Source organism: Georgenia phoenicis (assembly GCF_047302425.1).
Lineage (GTDB): Bacteria > Actinomycetota > Actinomycetes > Actinomycetales > Actinomycetaceae > Oceanitalea.
The window spans coordinates 1943807-1964222 of the sequence record NZ_CP154855.1; the positions used below are offsets into that span (position 1 = coordinate 1943807).

Consider the following 20416-nt stretch of genomic DNA (forward strand, 5'->3'; position numbering starts at 1 on the left):
CTTCACCCGGCCGACAAAGTATCTTGATGTCGAGATAACTTGTGGGTGGCTGCCGCTGCGACGTCCGCCGCCCGCGTGGGACGATGACCGACAGCCAAACGAACGCAGCAGCGAAGCGGCAAGGAGCAGATGTGAGCGTCGACAGCTTTGGAGCCCGCTCCACCCTCACGGTGGGCGAGCAGGACTACGAGATCTACCGCCTGGACGCGGTCGAGGGGCTCGAGCGGCTGCCCTACAGCCTCAAGATCCTCGCCGAGAACCTCCTGCGCACCGAGGACGGCGCCAACGTCACCGCCGACCACGTGCGCGCCCTCGCGTCGTGGGACCCCAAGGCGGACCCCGACACCGAGATCCAGTTCACCCCCGCCCGCGTGGTCATGCAGGACTTCACCGGCGTGCCCTGCATCGTCGACCTCGCCACCATGCGTGAGGCGATGGCCGACCTCGGCGGCGACCCGACCAAGATCAACCCGCTCGCGCCCGCCGAGCTCGTCATCGACCACTCCGTCGTCGTCGACGTCTTCGGCAACGCGCAGGCCTTCGCCCGCAACGTCGAGCTCGAGTACGAGCGCAACGGTGAGCGCTACCAGTTCCTGCGCTGGGGCCAGACCGCCTTCGACGACTTCAAGGTCGTGCCCCCGGGCACCGGCATCGTCCACCAGGTCAACGTCGAGTACCTGGCGCGCACCGTGATGACGCGCGAGGTCGACGGGCGCACCGTCGCCTACCCCGACAGCTGCGTGGGCACCGACTCCCACACCCCGATGGTCAACGGCCTGGGCGTGCTCGGCTGGGGCGTCGGCGGCATCGAGGCCGAGGCCGCGATGCTCGGCCAGCCGATCAGCATGCTCATCCCGCGGGTCGTGGGCTTCAAGCTCACCGGCGAGATCCCCGACGGCGCGACCGCCACCGACGTCGTCCTGACGATCACCGAGAAGCTGCGCGACCACGGCGTCGTCGGCAAGTTCGTCGAGTTCTACGGCGAGGGCGTCGCCGCGGTGCCGCTCGCCAACCGCGCCACCATCGGCAACATGAGCCCCGAGTTCGGCTCCACCGTCTCGATCTTCCCGGTCGACGACGTCACCCTCGACTACCTGCGCCTCACCGGCCGGGACGAGGCGCAGGTCCAGCTCGTCGAGGCCTACGCCAAGGCCCAGGGCCTGTGGCACGACGCCTCGCGCGAGGTCGAGTACTCCGAGTACGTCGAGCTCGACCTGTCCACGGTCGTGCCCTCGATCGCCGGCCCGAAGCGTCCGCAGGACCGTATCGCGCTGAGCAGTGCCAAGGAGCAGTGGCGCGCCGACATCAAGAACTACGTCGTCAACGGCAACTCGATCGACAAGAGCGAGCTCGACAAGGAGCTCATGGACACCTTCCCGGCGTCCGACCCGACGACCCTCGACGCCACCGACACCTCCTCCGACCAGGGCCGCCCGGTCCACTCCGCCGCCCCGCCCGCCGGCTACGAGCGCCCGAGCAACCCGGTGCGGGTGACTCTCGAGAGCGGCACCGAGGTCGAGCTCGACCACGGCGCCGTCGTCATCGCGGCGATCACCTCGTGCACGAACACCTCCAACCCCTCCGTCATGCTGGGCGCCGCCCTGCTGGCCAAGAAGGCGGTGGAGAAGGGCCTGGAGACCAAGCCCTGGGTCAAGACCTCGATGGCCCCCGGATCGCAGGTCGTGACGAACTACTACGACAAGGCGGGCCTCTGGCCCTACCTCGAGCAGCTGGGCTACCACCTCGTCGGCTACGGCTGCACGACGTGTATCGGCAACTCCGGCCCGCTGCCGGAGGAGATCTCCGCGGCGGTCAACGACAACGACCTCGCCGTCGCCTCGGTGCTGTCGGGCAACCGCAACTTCGAGGGCCGGATCAACCCGGACGCGAAGATGAACTACCTCGCCTCCCCGCCGCTCGTCGTCGCCTACGGCCTGGCCGGGACGATGGACTTCGACTTCGAGACCGAGCCGCTCGGGCAGGACAAGGACGGCAACGCCGTCTACCTGCGCGACATCTGGCCCAGCCCGGCCGAGATCGACGCCGTCATCGCCAGCTCGGTGAGCCAGGAGATGTTCGAGGAGGACTACGCCGACGTCTTCGCCGGCGACGAGCGCTGGCGCGAGATCCCCACGCCGGAGGGTGACACCTTCGCCTGGGACCCGGACTCGACCTACGTCCAGAAGCCCCCGTACTTCGAGGGCATGACCGCCGAGCCGGAGCCCGTCACCGACATCTCCGGCGCGCGGGTGCTGGCCAAGCTGGGCGACTCGGTCACCACCGACCACATCTCTCCGGCCGGCGCGATCAAGCCCGACAGCCCCGCCGGCAAGTACCTCGCCGAGCACGGGGTGGCCCGCAAGGACTTCAACTCCTACGGCTCGCGCCGCGGCAACCACGAGGTCATGATCCGCGGCACCTTCGCCAACATCCGGCTGCGCAACCAGCTGCTCGACGGCGTCGAGGGCGGCTTCACGAAGAACTTCCTCACGGGGGAGCAGGAGTCGATCTTCGACGCGTCGATGGCCTACCAGGAGGCCGGCGTCCCGCTCGTCGTCCTCGGTGGCAAGGAGTACGGTTCCGGGTCCTCGCGCGACTGGGCCGCCAAGGGCACGACGCTCCTCGGCATCAAGGCCGTCATCGCCGAGAGCTTCGAGCGCATCCACCGCTCCAACCTCATCGGCATGGGCGTCCTGCCGCTGCAGTTCCCGCAGGGCGAGAACGCGGACTCCCTGGGCCTGGACGGCACCGAGACCTTCTCGATCTCCGGCGTCACCGAGCTCAACGAGGGCCGCACGCCCCGCACGGTCAAGGTGACCGCCGAGAAGGAGGGTGGCGAGACGGTCGAGTTCGACGCCGTCCTGCGCATCGACACCCCCGGCGAGGCGGACTACTTCCGCAACGGCGGCATCCTCCAGTACGTGCTGCGCAGCCTCGCGAAGCAGGCTGCCTGACCCGCTGCAGGTGAGTGACGGGCCCCGGTCGAGGACCGGGGCCCGTCCCCTTTCCCCCGGCCGACAGCTCACTTACCGCCGACAGCTCACTCACCGCCGACAGCTCACTTACCGCCGACAGCTCACTTACCGCCGAGAGTGCAGTTACCGCCGCGAGCTAGACGGATTACGTGCGGTAGAGGTCCGTGAGGACGAAGATCTCCGAACCGTGGTGGATGAGCTCGCGGTTGAGGTGGAGCACGAGGTGCCCGAACGGCGCCGCGGCGTCGATCTCCGTCGCCTGGCTCAGGCCTACGGTCATGATCTCGTCGTCGGGCACAGACTCGACACCCTCTCGCCACGCGCCCACCCAGCGGGCGAGCTCCTCGCGCGCGTCGTCGACGTCCCCGTGGACCACGGCGTCCTGCCGCCGCCGCTGCCGCTCACCGAAGGTCCACTCCCACCGCTCGAGGTAGGTCTCGGTGAGGTGGGCGACGAGCCAGGCAATCGTCCGCGGGCCCGGTTCGTCCGCCCCCTCGGGCCACTCGGCCACCCACTCGCCGGTGCCGAGCGTGCGCGGTGTCCGCTCCTGACCGCGGCGCACGACGTTGAGCGCCCCGGGCCGCGGCTCCCGGAGGAACTCCTCCTGGGTGACGGTCGCGAGCCGGCCGGCGAGCTCAAGCCAGGAGAAGCCGAGCTGTCCCAGCGCCATCGCCTTCGGTGTCGGCACCTCGAGAATCGACCAGTCGAACTCGGGTGCGCCGTAGTCGGCTCGCATCGGTGCGCCTCCTCGTGTGGGGTGCGCACACCGTAGACCCCGACGGCGGGAGGTCGGAAGGGTGTGCGTGCCGTCGTCGGCCGGCGGTAACTGTGCTGCCGGCGGTAACTGTGCTGTCGGCGATAAGTGTGCTGCCGGCGGTAACTGTGCTGTCGGCGGTAACTGTGCTGTCGGCGGTAAGTGTGCTGTCGGCGACAACGCGCTCGGGGAAAGGGGTGAAGTGGGCGCAGTCGGGCGCGGGGACGTAGGGTGAACCGACGTCCTGTCACCGATCTGGAAGTGGAGCGATGAGTCTGCTCGGACGCATCCGCAGGCCCGCGGACCTGCACTCCCTGACCAGCCCCGAGCTGGAGGTCCTGGCCAAGGAGCTGCGGGACTACCTCGTCGACTCTGTCTCCAGGACCGGCGGGCACCTCGGGCCCAACCTCGGGGTCGTCGAGCTCACCCTGGCCATCCACCGAGTCTTCGAGTCCCCGCGCGACCGCGTCGTCTTCGACACCGGCCACCAGGCCTACGTCCACAAGCTCCTCACCGGGCGCCAGGACTTCAGCGACCTGCGCAAGCGCGGCGGGATCTCCGGCTACCCCAGCCGCACGGAGTCCGAGCACGACATCGTCGAGAACTCCCACGCCTCCACCGCGCTGTCCTGGGCCGACGGCATCGCCCGCGCCCACGAGCTCACCGGCCAGCGCGACCGCCACGTCGTCGCCGTCATCGGTGACGGCGCCCTCACCGGCGGCATGGCCTGGGAGGCGCTCAACAACATCACCGAGGCGCAGGACCGCCGCCTCGTCATCATCGTCAACGACAACGGCCGTTCCTACGCCCCGACGATCGGCGGCTTCGCCCACCACCTCGACGCGCTGCGCACCGCGCGCGGCTACGAGAAGGTGCTCGGCTGGGGCAAGCGCGCCCTGCAGCGCAGCGGCCCGCCCGGGCGGATGACCTACGACGCCCTCCACGGCCTCAAGAAGGGCGTCAAGGACGTCATCGCCCCCCAGGGCATGTTCGAGGACCTGGGCATGAAGTACATCGGCCCGGTCGACGGCCACGACCTCGCCGCGATGGAGTTCGCGCTGCGCCGCGCCAAGGCCTTCGGCAGCCCCGTCATCGTCCACGCGATCACCGAGAAGGGCCGCGGGTACACCCCCGCGGAGGAGGACATCGCCGACCGCTTCCACGCCGTCGGCGTCATCCACCCCGAGACCGGCCTGCCCGTCGCGCCCTCGCGCTTCGGCTGGACGTCGGTCTTCGCCGAGGAGATCGTCGAGATCGCCCGCAAGCGCAGCGACGTCGTCGCCGTCACCGCCGCGATGCTCGCCCCCGTGGGCCTCGCCCCGCTCGCCGAGGAGTTCCCCGAGCGCGTCATCGACGTCGGCATCGCCGAGCAGCACGCCCTCACCTCCGCGGCCGGCATGGCCTTCGCCGGGCTGCACCCCGTCGTCGCGCTCTACGCGACGTTCCTCAACCGCGCCTACGACCAGCTCCTCATGGACGTCGCCCTCCACCGGGCCGGCGTCACCATCGTCCTCGACCGCGCCGGCATCACCGGCGACGACGGCGCGAGCCACAACGGCATGTGGGACCTCGCGCTCCTGCGCACCGTCCCGCGCCTGCGGCTCGCCGCGCCCCGCGACGAGGAGACGATGCGCGCCGAGCTGCGCGAGGCCGTCGAGGTCGACGACGCCCCCACCGTCGTCCGCTACCCCAAGGGCGCCCTGCCCGAGGCGCTGCCGGCGATCGGCCGCGAGGGCGACGTCGACGTCCTCGCCCGCACCGCCGGCGACGGCGGACCGCGGGTGCTCGTCGTCGGCGTCGGGATCATGGCGCACACCGCCGTCGTCGCCGCGGAGGCGCTCGGTGCGCAGGGGATCGGGTCGACCGTCGTCGACCCCCGCTGGGTGCTCCCGGTGAGCGAGGACCTCCTCGACCTGGCCGCCAAGCACGACCTCGTCGTCGTCGTCGAGGACGGGCTGGGCACCGGCGGCGTCGGCAGCGCCGTGCGCGACGCGCTCGCGCAGGCCGGCCACGCCGTGCCCGTGCAGACGCACGGGCTGCCCCACGAGTTCCTCGACCACGCCACCCGGCCGCAGATCGTCGAGACCTACCACCTGCAGGCGCAGGACGTCGCCCGCCAGGCGGCGGGAGCGGTGGCTGCCCTCACCGCCGCGGCGGAGCGGCCGGCCGGCCGCCCGGTGGAGCCCGGGACCCGGCCCTGAGGGTGTGCCCCGCCACACCTGGCTAACGTGGTGTGAGGGGGCTTACGTGGGTACTCGGGCCTAGGTCCCACGACCGCGGCGCGCCCGTTTCATACGGTGTTCCTACCGGCAACCGCCGGGGAGGAGAGGGAGACAGCAATGGCTACGACCACCATCCACACGGAGCAGCAGACCGCGGAGGCCTGGCAGGGCTTCGCCCCCGGCCCGTGGCAGGAGAGCGTCGACGTCCGCGACTTCATCCAGCGCAACTACACCGCCTACGACGGCGACAGCTCGTTCCTCGCCGGGCCCACCGAGCGCACGACGCACGTGTGGCAGACCCTGACGGCGATGTTCCCCGAGGAGCGCGAGAAGGGCGTGTACGACGTCGACGCGACGACGCCGTCGACCATCACCGCCCACGCGCCCGGGTACATCGACGAGGACCGCGAGGTCATCGTCGGCCTGCAGACCGACGCCCCGCTCAAGCGCGCGATCATGCCTTACGGCGGCTGGCGCATGGTCGCCACCTCGCTGGAGACCTACGGCTACGAGGTCGACCCGACGCTCGAGACGATCTTCACGACCTACCGCAAGACCCACAACCAGGGTGTCTTCGACGCCTACCCGCCCGACGTGCGCAAGGCCCGCAGCGCCCACATCGTCACCGGCCTGCCCGACGCCTACGGCCGCGGCCGCATCATCGGCGACTACCGCCGCGTCGCGCTCTACGGCGTCGACGCGCTCATCGCCGCGAAGAAGGCCGACCGCGCACTCCTCGACGCGCAGCGGTCCGTCGAGGACGTCATCCGCGACCGCGAGGAGAACAGCGAGCAGATCCGCGCGCTGCAGGAGCTCAAGGAGATGGCCGCCTCCTACGGCTACGACATCTCCGGCCCGGCGCGCACCGGCCGCGAGGCCGTCCAGTGGCTGTACTTCGCCTACCTCGGCGCGGTCAAGGAGCAGAACGGCGCGGCCATGTCGCTGGGGCGCACCTCGACCTTCCTCGACATCTTCCTCGAGCGGGACATCGCCGCCGGCGTCCTCACCGAGTCCGAGGCCCAGGAGATCATCGACGACTTCGTCATCAAGCTGCGGATCGTGCGCTTCCTGCGCACCCCGGAGTACGACGAGCTCTTCTCCGGCGACCCGACGTGGGTCACCGAGTCGATCGGCGGGATCGGCGACGACGGCCGCCACCTCGTGACGAAGAACTCCTTCCGGATGCTCCAGACGCTGTACAACCTCGGCCCGGCGCCGGAGCCGAACCTCACCGTGCTGTGGAGCGAGGACCTGCCCGAGGGCTTCAAGCGCTTCTGCGCGCAGGTCTCGATCGACACCTCGGCGATCCAGTACGAGTCCGACTCGCTCATCCGCTCCCAGTGCGGTGACGACGCCGGCATCGCGTGCTGCGTCTCCGCGATGGGCATCGGCAAGCAGATGCAGTTCTTCGGTGCGCGGGTCAACATCGCCAAGGCGCTGCTCTACGCGATCAACGGCGGCCGCGACGAGATCAGCGGCAAGCAGGTCGCCCCCGCCACCGAGCCGGTGACCGGCGACGTCCTCGACTACGACGACGTCCTGGGCCGCTACGACGCCCTGCTCGACTGGCTGGCCGCCACCTACGTCGACGCGCTCAACTGCATCCACTACATGCACGACAAGTACGCCTACGAGCGCCTCGAGATGGCCCTCCACGACCGCGACGTCCTGCGGACGATGGCCTGCGGCATCGCCGGCCTGTCGGTCGCGGCGGACTCGCTGTCGGCCATCAAGTACGCCACGGTGCGACCGGTGCGCAACGAGGACGGCCTCGTCGTCGACTACGAGACCGAGGGCGACTTCCCGACCTTCGGCAACGACGACGACCGCGTCGACGACATCGCCGTCATGCTCGTCGAGCGCTTCATGGAGAAGGTCCGCCGCCAGCCGACCTACCGGAACGCCGTCCACACCCAGTCGGTGCTCACCATCACCTCGAACGTCGTCTACGGCAAGCACACGGGCAACACCCCCGACGGCCGCCGGGCGGGCGAGTCCTTCGCCCCGGGCGCCAACCCGATGAACGGGCGCGACACCCACGGGATGCTCGCCTCGGCGCTGTCGGTGGCCAAGCTGCCCTACTCCGAGGCGCAGGACGGCATCTCGCTGACGAACACGGTGGTCCCCTCGGGCCTGGGCCGCACCAAGGACGAGCAGGTGGGCAACCTCGTCGGCCTCCTCGACGCCTACATGGGCTCCCAGGGCTTCCACATGAACGTCAACGTCCTCAACCGCGACACGCTCTACGACGCGATGGAGCACCCGGAGAAGTACCCGCAGCTCACCATCCGGGTCTCCGGGTACGCGGTGAACTTCGTCCGCCTGACCCGCGAGCAGCAGCTCGACGTCATCTCGCGTACCTTCCACGGTCAGGTCTGACCGTCCCGCTCCCGGCCCCACGGGGCCGGGAGCCCACCACGCCGAGCCAGGGGAGGGGACCCGTGAGCCAGGAACAGACGCTCGTCAGCGGCGTCGTCGCCCCCGACGGCATCAACGGCGAGTACGTGGCGATCCCGGAGGACGCCGTGCCCCGGCTACGGCGCTCGGCCGGCACCGCCGGGCTCGCCTCCGTCGAGGAGATGGGCCGCAGCGAGCACCTCGCCGCCGTCCGGGCCGGGGACATCGGCTCGGTGCACTCGTGGGAGCTCGTCACCGCTGTCGACGGTCCCGGCACGCGCCTCACCGTCTTCCTCGCCGGCTGCCCCCTGCGCTGCCTGTACTGCCACAACCCCGACACCCTGCGGATGCGCGACGGCGAGGCCGTGCGCGTCGAGGAGCTGCTCCGCCGGGTCAGGCGCTACGTCCCGGTCTTCAAGGCCACCGGCGGCGGCCTCACCGTCTCCGGCGGCGAGCCGCTCATGCAGCCCGCCTTCCTCACCCGGCTCCTCGAGGGCGCCAAGGAGATGGGCGTCCACACGACCATCGACAGCTCCGGCTTCCTCGGCTCCTACGCGAGCACCCGGCTGCTGGACGCCCTCGACCTCGTCCTCCTCGACGTCAAGTCCGGCCTGCCCGACGTCTACCGGGCGACGACGGGACGCGAGCTGCAGCCGACGCTCGACTTCGGGCGCAGGCTCGTCGCGCACGGCAAGGAGATCTGGGTGCGCTTCGTCCTCGTCCCCGGGCTCACCGACGGGTACGACAACGTCGAGGCCGCCGCCGACTACGTCGCGAGCCTCGCCACCGTGGCCCGGGTCGAGGTGCTGCCCTTCCACCAGATGGGCCGCGACAAGTGGGAGCGCCTGGGCGCGACCTACCAGCTCGAGGACACCGAGCCGCCCTCCGCCGAGCTCGTCGACCGGGTGCGCGAGCAGTTCCGCTCCCGCGGGCTCACCACCTACTGACGACGACGGCGGGTCACGGCAGGCTCGCCACCCCCGGCTCGAGGAACCGGGCTCCCGTCACCGCCTCCGCCGTGCCCGTGCGGTCGAGGTAGGGGGTGATGCCGCCGTTGTGGAGGGGCCAGCCGGCGCCGAGGACCATGGCGAGATCGACGTCGCGGACGTCGGCGACGACGCCGTCGTCGAGGAGGAGGCGGACCTCCTGGGCGAGGGCACGGCGGACCCGCTCGAGCACGCCGGCGGCGTCGAGCGGCGTGTCGAGTGGGCGGGAGCCGAAGAACCGGTCGAGGTCCTCGCGGACCGCCGAGGCGGCGCTGGGCCGCTCGTCCACGGTGAAGCGCTCGCCCTCGGCCACCATCCGCTCGAGCCCCGGGGATAGGGGGTAGCGGTCCCCGAGGGTGCGGCGCAGCTCGTCCAGGACGTGCATCGCGACGGCCGGACCGACGAGCTGGAGGAGCTGGAACGGCCCCATCGGCAGGCCCATGGGCCGCAGCGCACGGTCGGCGACGGCCACCGGCGTGCCCTCCTCCAGCGCCCCGAGCACCTCGCCGAGCAGCCGCACGAGGACCCGGTTGACGACGAAGCCCGGCGCGTCCTGGCACGCGATCGCCGTCTTGCGCGCCCCGGCGGCGACGGCGAAGGCCGTCGCGTAGGCGGCGTCGGACGTGTGCGGGGTGCGCACGACCTCGACGAGCGGCATCTGGGCGACCGGGTTGAAGAAGTGCAGCCCGACGACGCGCTCGGGGTGGGCGAGCCCGGCGGCCATCTCGGTGACCGAGAGCGCGGAGGTGTTCGTCGCGAGCACGCAGTCCGGGCCGACGACCGGCTCGACCTCGGCGAAGACCCGCTGCTTGACGGCGAGCTCCTCGAAGACGGCCTCGACGACGAGGTCGCAGCCGGCGAGCTCGGACAGGTCGGCCGTGGCGGTGACCCGCGCGCGCAGCTCCTCCGCGCGGGTCTCGTCGAGCCGGCCGGAGCGCTCGAGGCGGGCGACCTGCTCGTGGACGTGCCGCAGGCCGGCGGCGGCGCGGTCCTCGTCGAGGTCGCGCATGACGACCGGCACCCGCAGCGTGCGGGCGAGGAGGGCCGCGAGCTGGCTGGCCATGAGCCCTGCGCCGAGCAGGCCGACCCGCCGCACCGGCCGGGCGAGGTCCTCGGCGGGGGCGCCGACGGGCCGGCGGGCCCGGCTGCGGGTGAGCTCGAAGGCGTAGAGACCGGCGCGCAGCTGGTCGGACATGATGAGCTCGGTGAGGGCGAGGTCCTCGGCCGCGAAGCCCTCCTCGCGGGAGGCGGTGCGGGCGGCGGCGACGAGCTCGAGGGCGCGCTGCGGCGCGGGCGCACCGCCCTCGGCGCGCCGGGCGGCGAGCTCGCGGCGGGCCTCGACGGCCTGCTCCCAGGCGGCGGCGTCGACGGCGTGGTCGGTGCGGACCGGCTCGATCGCGCCGGAGAGCACCTCGGTGGCCCAGGCGAGCGCGCCGTCGCGGAAGTCGTCGCCGCCGCGCTGGACGCTGTCGACGAGGCCGAGGTCGAGGGCCTGCTGGGCGGTGAGCGTGCGCTGCCGGGCGGGGTTGTCGACGATGACGCGCAGCGCCTCCTCGGGCCCGACGAGCCGGGGCAGGAGGTAGCACCCGCCCCACCCGGGCACGAGGCCGAGGGAGGTCTCGGGCAGGCCGAGCGGTGCGGCGTCGGCGGCCGCCACGCGGTAGCGGCAGGCGAGGGCGAGCTCGAGCCCGCCGCCGAGCGCGAGGCCGTTGACGAGCGCGACCGAGGGCAGGTCACGCAGGGTGGCGACGATCCGGTGGCCGGCCTCGGCCACCGCGCGCGCGTCCTCCACCCGCTGCATCGAGCCGACGGCGCGGAGGTCGGCCCCCGCCGCGAAGTAGCCCGCGGTCCCGGTGAGCGCGACGGCGGTGATCTCGCCGTCGTCCACGCGCCTGGCGCAGGCGGCGAGCGCCTCCTCCAGGGCCGCAATGCTCTCCGGCCCCAGCGTGGCGGGGCGGCCGTCCGCGCCGGCCATGGTGACCAGGGCGAGCGTGCCGGTGGCCAGCGAGACGTTCTCGACGCTGATCGTCGTGGTGGGTGTCATCGTCACTCCCTCGTGATGGGTACCGACGACCGACAGTACCGGGTACCTTCCCCGGCGTCTCCCTCCCGGGCTCAGGCGGTGCGCAGCGCCGCGGTCAGCGCGTCGAGGGTGAGCTCGACCTGCCACGGGCGGGCGCCCTGCTCCTCGAGCGCCTCGCGCACCGACGTCGCGTCGACGACGCTGGGCGGGGTCCACGCGAGCTGGCGCTGGACGGCGGGGGACAGGAGGTTCTCCTGCGGCACGTCGTGCTCCTCGGCGAGCGCCCGCACGGCGGTGCGCACGGCGTCGAGCCGGGTGGCGGCCGCGGGGTCCTTGTCGGGCCACGAGCGCGGGGGCGGGGGCGTGCCGGTCGTGCCGGCGAGGCGGCGCGGCGGGTGCTCGGAGGCGGGCAGCGCGAGCGCACGCTCGACGGCGGCCCACCAGTAGCCGCTCGATCGGCGGGTGCCCTTGCCGGCGAACTCGGGCAGCGCGACGAGCGCCTGCTCGCTGCGCGGCAGGGCGAGCGCGGCGGCGACGATCGCGCGGTCGGGCAGCACCCGGCCGGGGGAGCGGTCGCGCTTGCGGGCGAGCTCGTCACGCGCCTGCCACAGCTCGCGGACGACGGCGATCCCCTGGCCGCCGCGCACGGCGTGCATGCCGGAGGTGCGCCGCCACGGGTCGACACGCGGGGCCGGGTCCGGTGCCACGCGCACGGCCTCGAACTCCTGCATGGCCCACTCGAGCTTGCCGGCCTCCTCGAGGGCGGCGCCCAGCCGCTCGCGCAGCTCGACGAGGAACTCGACGTCCAGCGCCGCGTAGCGCAGCCAGTCCTCGGGCAGCGGACGGGTGGACCAGTCGGCGGCGGAGTGCTCCTTGGCCAGGGCGTAGCCGAGCTCCTCGGCGATGATCGCGCCGAGCCCGACCTTGGCGCGGCCGAGCAGGCGGGCCGCGAGCTCGGTGTCGAAGAGTCGGGCGGGGTACATCTGGAGGTCGTGGAAGCCGGGCAGGTCCTGGTTGGCGGCGTGGAGGACCCACTCGGTGCCCTCCAGCGCGGCGTCGATGACGCTCAGCTCGCCGACGGCGATGGGGTCGATGAGGATCGTCCCGGCGCCCTCGCGGCGCAGCTGGACGAGGTAGGTGCGCTGGCCGTAGCGGTAGCCGGAGGCCCGCTCGGCGTCGGCGGCCACCGGGCCGCTGCCCGCCGCCAGCGCCCGGGCGGCGCGCTCCAGCCCGTCGCGCGTCGTGACGACGGGCGGGGTGCCCTCGCGCGGCTCGGTCACGGGCACGAGCGGAGGCATCTCGGTGTCGACGGGCTCGGTCATGGGGTCACGGTAAGCCCGGCGCGGCCGCTCGGCCCCGCAGGCGCGCTGCTGGGCGGCCGAGCGTGACGAACGCCGCTCGGCTCAGCGGCGCGGGGTGAGGGCCGTGACGCCGTCGGGCAGCGGCTCGAGGCCGGCGGCGGAGGAGGTCAGCTGGGTCCAGGCCATGAGGTGGGGGCCGAGGTCGGTGGTGTTGGGCGACCAGGAGGCGCGGACCTCGATCTCGACGTCCTGGTCGCGCAGGACGAGCCCGCCGAAGCTCTCCGAGAGCACGCGGGTGACCGTCCCGGACAGGGAGTGGTAGCCCGCCCCGGCGGAGCCGAGGGCGTCGGTGAGCCAGGCCCAGCCGACCTCCCCGAGCATCGGGTCGGCGCCCAGCTCGGGCTCCAGGCGGGCCCGGGCCATGACGATGACCCGGAAGGTGCCGTTCCACGCGCTCTGGCCCTCGGGGTCGTGGAGGACGACGAAGCGGCCGCTGCCCAGGAGGGTCTCGGGCTCCGCCGTGGGGTTGACCTCGGCGGTGAGCGCGAGCGCGTACGGGGCGATGCGTGTGGGCGCGGGCACCTCCTCCAGGCGGACCTCGGGCCGCTGGCGGTGTCCGCGCAGACTGAGGAGCGCCTCCTCGAATGCGGGCGGAACCTGCGCACCGTCGCTGTTCACGCCCCCAGGCTAGGGCGGCGCGCCCCGAACGGGGCCGTGGCGCGCCGGTAGACTCGCCGCGCCCCCGACGCCCACCCAGGAGGAGCGCACGTGGCCGACTTCCGCCCGGTCCTGCTCGGCACCGACCTCGGTGTCTACTCGATCGCCCGCTCCTTCCACGAGGCCTACGGCGTCCGCTCGTTCGTCGTGTCCAACCAGCTGCGCGGGCCGGTCGACCACTCGCGCATCATCGACAACGTCCTCGTCGGGGCGGGGGCGAGCGAGGAGCAGACGGTCGCGGCCCTCGTCGACCTCGCGGGCCGGAACGCCGGCACCCCGCTGCTGCTCGTCGTCAACGCCGAGCACGAGGTCGAGATGCTCGTGCGCCACCGCGCCGTCCTTGAGGAGCACTTCGTCGTCCCCTACGCCGCCAACGAGGTGCTCACCGCCGCGGGGGACAAGGAGGTGCTCGCCGCCGCCTGCGAGAGGCTCGGGATCGCGACGCCCGCGACCCGCGCCGTCGACCTCTCGGCAGCCGACGACGGCGGGTGGGCGCCGCCGCGCCTCGACCTCACCTTCCCCGTCGTGCTCAAGCCCGCGGTCAGCGCCGAGCACCTCCTGCTGTCCTACGAGGGCAAACGCAAGGTGTACAGCGCTGCCACGCAGGAGGAGGCCGACGCCGTCCTGCGCCGCCTCGCTGCGGCGGGGCTGCGTGACGTCGTGCTCGTCCAGGAGCTCATCCCCGGTGACGACACCCAGGGCCGCACCGTCACCTGCTACGTCGACCGCTCCGGGGAGGTCACGCTCATGGCCTCCGGTCAGCTGCTGCTCCAGCTGCACGCCCCGACGATGATCGGCAACTCCGCGACGATCCTCACCGAGGCGCAGCCGGAGATCGAGGCGCAGGCCGCGGCCATCCTCGGCGAGCTCGGCTTCACCGGCTTCGCGAACTTCGACGTCAAGGTCGACCCGCGCGACGGACGCGCCCACTTCCTCGACCTCAACCCGCGCATCGGGCGGCCGAACTACTACCTCAACGTCGCCGGCCGGAACCCGGCCCGCGCCGTCGTCGCCGACCACGCGGCCGAGCTCGGTGTCGCCCCGCCCACCGGGCCGCTGTACCGGCCCGAGCAGGAGGTGGGGGTCTACTCCTACCTGCCGTGGCGGCTCGTGCGCCGCTACCTCACCGACCCGGAGCTGCGCCGCCGGGTGGGCCGGATCAGCCGGACGCGCCGCTTCACGCACCCGCTGGCCTACCCGCTCGACCGCGACCCGCGCCGCGGCTTCTACCGCGCCGCGTCCACGGTCAACCTTGTCCGCGACTTCAAGGCGCACTACCCGGAGCCCACACCCACCGGCCTCTGACCACGTCCCCTCCTCACCGGCCCGCCCCCTTCCGCTGAGAGCTGGATTCCTCCGGGCCCCGATGAGTGCGCAGGCTTAGGTGTGGACTTGTGGACCTCAGCGGTGCGCAGCTCCACACCTAAGCGCTCGGGCGGGTTCAGGCAGCGCGGTAGGAGGTCACGGTGACCGATACGGTGACGTCGACGGGCTCGGGGAGGGCGGCGACGGCGTCCTCCAGCGCCTGCCGCTCGACGTGGTGGGCGCTCGGACCCATGAGGGCCTCGAGCCTCACGTCCTCGCGGGTCATCGCGGCGCGGTAGCGCACGGCCCGCTCGTCGACGACGGCGAAGTCGCTCAGCTGGCGGGCGAGGCGTTCCGCCTTGTCCGGCGCGACGCCGATCATCCCCAGCGGGCCGATGATCTCGGCCAGGTGGTCCTGGGCGGGAGCGACGACGACGAGCCGCCCCTCCGGCGCGAGGACCCGCGCGATCTCGGGGGCGTTGCGCGGTCCGAAGACGCTGAGGACGGCGGCGGCCGAGCCGGTGGCCAGGGGGAGGCGCTGCCACACGTCGGCGCGGACGGCGGCGAGCCGCTCGTGGGCGCGCGCGGCGCGGCGGGCGGCGTAGGGGGAGAGCTCGACGTCGAGCCCGACGGCGGCCGGCACGGCGTCCAGCACCGTGGCGAGGTAGTAGCCGGTGCCGCCGGCGAGGTCGAGGACGAGGGGTGTCCCGCCGTCGTCGTCGATCGTCAGGGCGACCGCCTCGGCGAGGGCGGCGGCGATCGGCGCGTAGTGGCCCCGCCCGAGGAAGGCGTTGCGGGCGGCGACCATGTCCGCGGTGTCGCCCTGGCCGGCCCGGCTGCCGCCGCCCAGCAGCGTGAGGTAGCCCTGCCGGGCGAGGTCGAAGCCGTGGCCCGCGGCGCAGCGCACCGTACGGCCGGCCCGCTCGAGCGCGGCCGCGCAGACCGGGCAGCGCAGCTGCGGCAGGACGAGGTCGATGCGCGGGGTCTCCATGTCGCCCGCCACCCTACGCGCGACTCCAGCCCCGACCGCCCAACCACCACCCCCTTCGCCGACAGCCGGATTCTCCGGCGCCCCCTGGGTACGCTGCCGCCGTGGCCGCCGACGGACGCTGGAACCACAACATCCACTACCACCGGGTCGTACTCGACGCGGTGCCTGACGGGGCCCGGACCGCGCTGGACGTCGGGGCGGGTGACGGGCTCCTCGCCCGGGAGCTGCGGACGAGGGTGCCGCACGTGACGGCCATCGACGTCGACCCGGACGTCGTCGCCCGTGCCCGGACGCAAGACTCCGGGATCACGTGGATCGTCGGGGATGTCCTCGGCCACCCGCTCGAGCCGGGGGCGTTCGACGTCGTCGCGTCGGTCGCGGCGCTGCACCACCTGCCCGACCTCGCCGGTGGCCTGCGCCGGCTGGCGGAGCTCACCGCGCCCGGCGGCGTGCTGGCCGTCGTCGGCGTGGCGCGGAGCACGGGCCTGGGGGACGTGCCCTACGAGATCGCCGGCGCGGTGCAGCACCGAGTCCTCACCCGACGCCGGGTGGTCTGGGAGCACAGCGCCCCGACCGTCTGGCCACCACCGCACAGCTACGCCGAGGTGCGGCGGACTGCCGCAGCGCTCCTCCCGGGAATGAGGTGGCGGCGGCTGGCGATGTGGCGCTACTCGCTCCTGTGGACCCGGCCGCGGGAGGAGTAGTGAGAGGCCACAGGGGAGCCGGGGACGCCGGAAAATCCGGCTGTCGGCGATGGGGGCGGGGGGACAGGGAGGCGGGTCGCCTAGAGTTGTCCGGTGCTCATCCTCCTGCCGCCCTCGGAGTCCAAGTCCACCCGCAGCAGGGGCAAGCCGGCCGACCCGGCGGCACTGAGCTTTCGTGAGCTCGTCGCGCCGCGGCGTACCGTCGCGGCCGAGCTCGCCGCCGTCAGCGCCCGGCCGGACGCGCTCGAGGTCCTCGGCGTCGGCGCCAGCCTCGCCGAGGAGGTCGCCGGCAACCTCCGCCTCGACACCGCCCCCGCGGTGCCCGTCCGCGAGCTCTACACCGGCGTCCTCTACGACGCCCTCGACCTGCCCGGCATGGAGGCCGCCGCCGGCCGCCGCGCCACCCGGTGGCTCGTGGTGGTCTCCGCGCTCCACGGCGCGCTGCGGATGAGTGACCGTGTCGCCCCCTACCGGCTCGCGATGAACGTCACCCTGCCCGGCACCGGCCCCCTTGCCCGGTTCTGGCGCGAGCACCTCGACGCCGCGCTGACGACGGCGGCCGGGGACGGCGTCGTCGTCGACTGCCGCTCCTCCACCTACGCCGCCGCCGGCTCCCCGCGAGGCAGGGCCGCCGAGGGCTGGGTCCAGGTCCGCGTGCCCGGCGCGAGCCACATGGCCAAGCACACCCGCGGGCTCGTCGCCGGCCACCTGTGCCGCACGGGGGCCACGCCGCGCACCCCGGAGCAGCTGGCCGAGGAGCTGGAGGGCGCCTTCACCGTCGTCGGCCTCAACGCCCCCGCCCGCGACGGCAAGCCGTGGGTGCTCGACGTCACCGCGGAATAGACCCGCGCCCTCCCGGTTGGACCCCGGTAGTACCACCACCGACGAAAGGCGCCCGATGCCACTCCCGCTCTCCATCCTCGACCTCGCCACCGTGGGCCGCAGCCAGACCGTCGCCGAGTCCCTCGACGGGACCGTCGCCCTGGCGCAGAAGGCCGAGGAGACGGGCTACTCGCGGGTCTGGTACGCCGAGCACCACAACATGGCCGCCATCGCGTCGTCGGCGACCTCCGTGCTCATCGCGCACGTCGCCGCGCACACGGGGAGCATCCGGCTCGGCTCGGGCGGCGTCATGCTGCCCAACCACTCCCCGCTCACCATCGCCGAGCAGTACGGCACCCTCGAGACCCTCCACCCGGGCCGCATCGACCTCGGCCTGGGCCGCGCGCCGGGCACCGACCAGAACACGATGCGCGCCCTGCGCAGGGACAACAGCTCGGCCGACACCTTCCCCGAGGACGTCCTCGAGCTCCAGGGCTACCTGCGCGGCCAGTCCCGCATCCCCGGCGTGGACGCCTACCCCGGCAAGGGCACCGACGTCCCGCTCTACATCCTGGGCTCCTCGCTCTTCGGCGCCGGCCTCGCGGCCACCCTCGGCCTGCCCTACGCCTTCGCCTCCCACTTCGCGCCGGCGGCGCTGCACGAGGCGATCGCGCTGTACCGGCGCGAGTTCGAGCCCTCCGCCCAGCTCGACAAGCCGTACGTCATCGCCGCGTACAACGTCGTCGCCGCGGACCAGCAGGCCGACGCCGAGCGCCAGCAGCAGGAGGTCATGCGCGGCCGCGTCGCCCTCCTCCTGCGCCCGGGCACCCAGTACACCGACGAGCAGGCCGACGCCCTGCTCGCCTCGCCCCAGGGCCGCCACCTCCAGCAGATGATGACCTACAGCGCCGTCGGCACCCCCGACGTCGTGCGGGACAAGGTGACCGAGTTCGGCGAGCAGACCGGCGCCGACGAGATCATCGTCGCCCACCAGGGCCCCACCGTGGAGGACCGGCTGCGCTCGGCCGAGCTGCTCGCCGAGGCCTACCTCACCTGACCGGGACCGGCCCGCCTCGCGCACGTCGCCCCCTGCCGCACCTAGGGTGGGGGGCGACGTGAAAGGGGATGAGGTGGAGCACAGCATCAGGCTCGTGCCGTTGGACGACGACGAGTTCGCCGCGATGACGGCGGACGTCGACCTCCCGGTGGAGCAGTCCCTCGCCTGGGACGCCTACGACCGCGCCGTCCCCGGACGGCGGCCGTGGAAGCGCTTCGCCTTCCTCGTCGACGAGGAGCCCGCCGCCGTCGTCGCCCTCTCGGAGTACCTCGGGCGCGGCTTCCACTACCTGTGGGCCAAGCACGGGCCGGTCTGGTTCACCGAGCCGACGCCGGAGCTCGAGCAGGCCCTGCGCGAGCGGCTCGTCACCGGTGTGCGCGCCGTCGACCCGCGGCTCGTCTTCGTCCGCCTCCACGCCGCGCACCCCGGCGAGGACCTTCACCCGCTGCTCCAGTCGGTCACCTACGACCGCACCGTCGTCGTCGAGCTCGACGGTCGCAGCGACGACGAGCTGCTCGCCGGCATGAAGAAGCGCGGCCGCCGCGACCTGCGCAAGGGCCTGCGCGAGCAGCCCGTCGAGTGCACCGAGGAGACCGGCATCCCGGACTTCGCACCCTTCTACGAGGTGCTGCGCGAGACCGCCGAGCGCGACGGCTTCGGCGTCCACCCGATGAGCGTCTACACGACGATGCTCGACGCCCTCGGCCCGCAGCACGCGCGCCTGTTCGTCGGGCGGCACGGTGGCGAGGTCCAGGCCTGGGTCATCGTCACCGTCCACGACGGCCTGGCCACCGCCTACTACGCGGCGAGCACCGCCGCGGGCCGCGTGCACGACGCCCCCACCCAGCTCTACTGGCACATCATCCGCACCCTGCGCGACGAGGGTGCCCGCAGCTTCGACTTCATGGGCATCGGCTCCGAGCTCGCCCCGTCGCTCGAGGCGCTGACGACGATGAAGACGAAGTTCAACCCCGAGCCCACGGTCGTCGCCCCCGCGTGGGACGTGCCCGTGCGCCCCTGGACCTACACCGCGCTGACCAAGGCGCTGGCCGCCAAGCGCAGCGCCGTCGCGACGGCGCGCCGGGCCGTGCCCGCGGCGCGCCGCGCGATCAGCCGCGAGGAGGAGACCGCGTGACCCTGCGCCCCGTCGACGACACCACCTACACCGCCCTGGCCGGTACCCCGCTGCCCATCGAGCAGGCGCCCGTGTGGGCGGCCTTCGACGCCGTCGTCCCCGGCCGCTCCCACTGGGGTCGCCTCGCGTTCGAGGACGACGACGGCGCCACGACCGCCGTCGTCTCCCTCGCCGAGGTCCGTGGCCCGGGCGGGTTCCGCTACCTGTGGGCGAAGAACGGCCCCGTGTGGTTCGTCGAGCCTACGCCCGAGCGGGAGGCCGCGCTGCGCCGCCAGCTTGGCGAGCGGCTGCGCCGCGTCGACCCGCGGCTCGTCTTCGTCCGGCTCCACGCGATGCACGAGGCGCCGGACCTGCGCCCGGTCATGCAGGGCATCACCTACGACCGCACGGTCGTCGTCGACCTCGACCGCAGCGAGGATGAGGTCTTCGCCGCGATGAAGCAGCAGGGCCGCCGCGCGATCCGCAAGGCGCTCAAGGACGAGTCGCTCACCGTGGGCGAGGAGACCGGGCTGGACGAGGCCGCCTTCGCCGAGCTCTACGAGGTCTTCGTCGAGACGGGGGAGCGGGAGGGCTTCGGCCCGCACCCCGCCCGCCGCTACCTCGACATGCTCGCCACCCTCGGCCCCGAGCACGCCCGGGTCTTCGTCACCCGCCGCGACGGGCGCGTGCTCGCCTGGGCGCTCGTCCTCGTCAACGACGGCGCGGCGCTGTACTCCGTGGGCGCCTCCAATGCCGAGGCCCGCAGCGCCTACGCCGCCGACCTCCTCCACTGGGAGGTCATCCGCACCCTGCTCGGCGAGGGCGTGCGCTCCTACGACCTTGCCGGCGCCGGCTCCGAGCGCTTCCCGGGCCTGTCCGGCCTCACGCAGTTCAAGACGAAGTTCGAGAAGGAGATCACCGAGGTCGCCCCGGCCTGGGACCTGCCGCTCCACCCGCGCGCCTACGACGCGCTCGTCGCCGCCCTCGCCGCCAAGCGCCGCGCGAGCGGGCTGGTGGGGGCTCTCAAGAGCCGCCTGCGCGGCTGAGC

General features: G+C 73.1%; 15 protein-coding genes. 10 read left to right on the top strand and 5 right to left on the bottom strand.

What is annotated here, in order from left to right:
* Positions 1-131: 131 nt before the first annotated feature.
* On the top strand, positions 132-2954 hold the full coding sequence (locus AA0005_RS09170; protein ID WP_413449872.1) for an aconitate hydratase: 2823 nt from the start codon (positions 132-134) through the stop codon (positions 2952-2954).
* Positions 2955-3120: 166 nt separating this feature from the next.
* On the opposite strand, the gene AA0005_RS09175 is transcribed toward AA0005_RS09170, so the two are convergent.
* Positions 3121-3711, bottom strand: coding sequence for a DinB family protein (locus AA0005_RS09175; RefSeq protein WP_413449873.1), 591 nt, complete (start codon positions 3709-3711; stop codon positions 3121-3123).
* Positions 3712-3998: 287 nt separating this feature from the next.
* On the opposite strand from AA0005_RS09175, the gene dxs reads away from it, so the two are divergent.
* The 3 genes from dxs (at position 3999) to pflA (ending at position 9295) form a co-directional block, all read left to right on the top strand.
* Positions 3999-5930, top strand: a complete 1932-nt coding sequence (gene dxs / locus AA0005_RS09180; RefSeq protein WP_413449874.1) for a 1-deoxy-D-xylulose-5-phosphate synthase — start codon at positions 3999-4001, stop codon at positions 5928-5930.
* A 138-nt stretch (positions 5931-6068) separates the two neighbouring features.
* Positions 6069-8330: a formate C-acetyltransferase gene (gene pflB / locus AA0005_RS09185; protein WP_413449875.1), complete on the top strand. Its 2262-nt coding sequence runs from the start codon at positions 6069-6071 to the stop codon at positions 8328-8330.
* A 200-nt stretch (positions 8331-8530) separates the two neighbouring features.
* A complete protein-coding gene (gene pflA / locus AA0005_RS09190; protein WP_413453079.1) occupies positions 8531-9295 on the top strand; it encodes a pyruvate formate-lyase-activating protein in 765 nt (254 codons plus the stop codon).
* Between the two features lie 13 nt (positions 9296-9308).
* On the opposite strand, the gene AA0005_RS09195 is transcribed toward pflA, so the two are convergent.
* From AA0005_RS09195 to AA0005_RS09205, 3 genes are all read right to left on the bottom strand, one after another.
* Positions 9309-11378, bottom strand: coding sequence for a 3-hydroxyacyl-CoA dehydrogenase NAD-binding domain-containing protein (locus tag AA0005_RS09195; protein ID WP_413449876.1), 2070 nt, complete (start codon positions 11376-11378; stop codon positions 9309-9311).
* 71 nt (positions 11379-11449) lie between these two features.
* Complete coding sequence (locus AA0005_RS09200) at positions 11450-12679, bottom strand: HRDC domain-containing protein (RefSeq protein WP_413449877.1); 1230 nt, start codon at positions 12677-12679, stop codon at positions 11450-11452.
* Between the two features lie 81 nt (positions 12680-12760).
* A complete protein-coding gene (locus AA0005_RS09205; protein ID WP_413449878.1) occupies positions 12761-13336 on the bottom strand; it encodes a DUF3000 domain-containing protein in 576 nt (191 codons plus the stop codon).
* 90 nt (positions 13337-13426) lie between these two features.
* Between AA0005_RS09205 and AA0005_RS09210 the strand changes: the two genes are divergently transcribed.
* Positions 13427-14680: a hypothetical protein gene (locus AA0005_RS09210; RefSeq protein ID WP_413449879.1), complete on the top strand. Its 1254-nt coding sequence runs from the start codon at positions 13427-13429 to the stop codon at positions 14678-14680.
* A gap of 136 nt (positions 14681-14816) precedes the next feature.
* Here AA0005_RS09210 and AA0005_RS09215 read toward each other — a convergent pair whose 3' ends face one another.
* Complete coding sequence (locus AA0005_RS09215) at positions 14817-15671, bottom strand: putative RNA methyltransferase (protein ID WP_413449880.1); 855 nt, start codon at positions 15669-15671, stop codon at positions 14817-14819.
* A gap of 101 nt (positions 15672-15772) precedes the next feature.
* Between AA0005_RS09215 and AA0005_RS09220 the strand changes: the two genes are divergently transcribed.
* The 5 genes from AA0005_RS09220 (at position 15773) to AA0005_RS09240 (ending at position 20414) form a co-directional block, all read left to right on the top strand.
* The gene (locus AA0005_RS09220) at positions 15773-16375 is read left to right on the top strand and encodes a class I SAM-dependent methyltransferase (RefSeq protein WP_413449881.1); all 603 of its coding nucleotides are present in this window, start codon (positions 15773-15775) and stop codon (positions 16373-16375) included.
* A 93-nt stretch (positions 16376-16468) separates the two neighbouring features.
* A complete protein-coding gene (locus tag AA0005_RS09225) occupies positions 16469-17218 on the top strand; it encodes a YaaA family protein (protein ID WP_413449882.1) in 750 nt (249 codons plus the stop codon).
* A gap of 55 nt (positions 17219-17273) precedes the next feature.
* On the top strand, positions 17274-18254 hold the full coding sequence (locus AA0005_RS09230; RefSeq protein ID WP_413449883.1) for an LLM class flavin-dependent oxidoreductase: 981 nt from the start codon (positions 17274-17276) through the stop codon (positions 18252-18254).
* 73 nt (positions 18255-18327) lie between these two features.
* The gene (locus AA0005_RS09235; protein WP_413449884.1) at positions 18328-19389 is read left to right on the top strand and encodes a lipid II:glycine glycyltransferase FemX; all 1062 of its coding nucleotides are present in this window, start codon (positions 18328-18330) and stop codon (positions 19387-19389) included.
* Positions 19386-20414, top strand: a complete 1029-nt coding sequence (locus tag AA0005_RS09240) for a lipid II:glycine glycyltransferase FemX (RefSeq protein WP_413449885.1) — start codon at positions 19386-19388, stop codon at positions 20412-20414. Before AA0005_RS09235 ends, AA0005_RS09240 begins: the two co-directional genes overlap by 4 nt.
* Positions 20415-20416 lie beyond the last annotated feature (2 nt).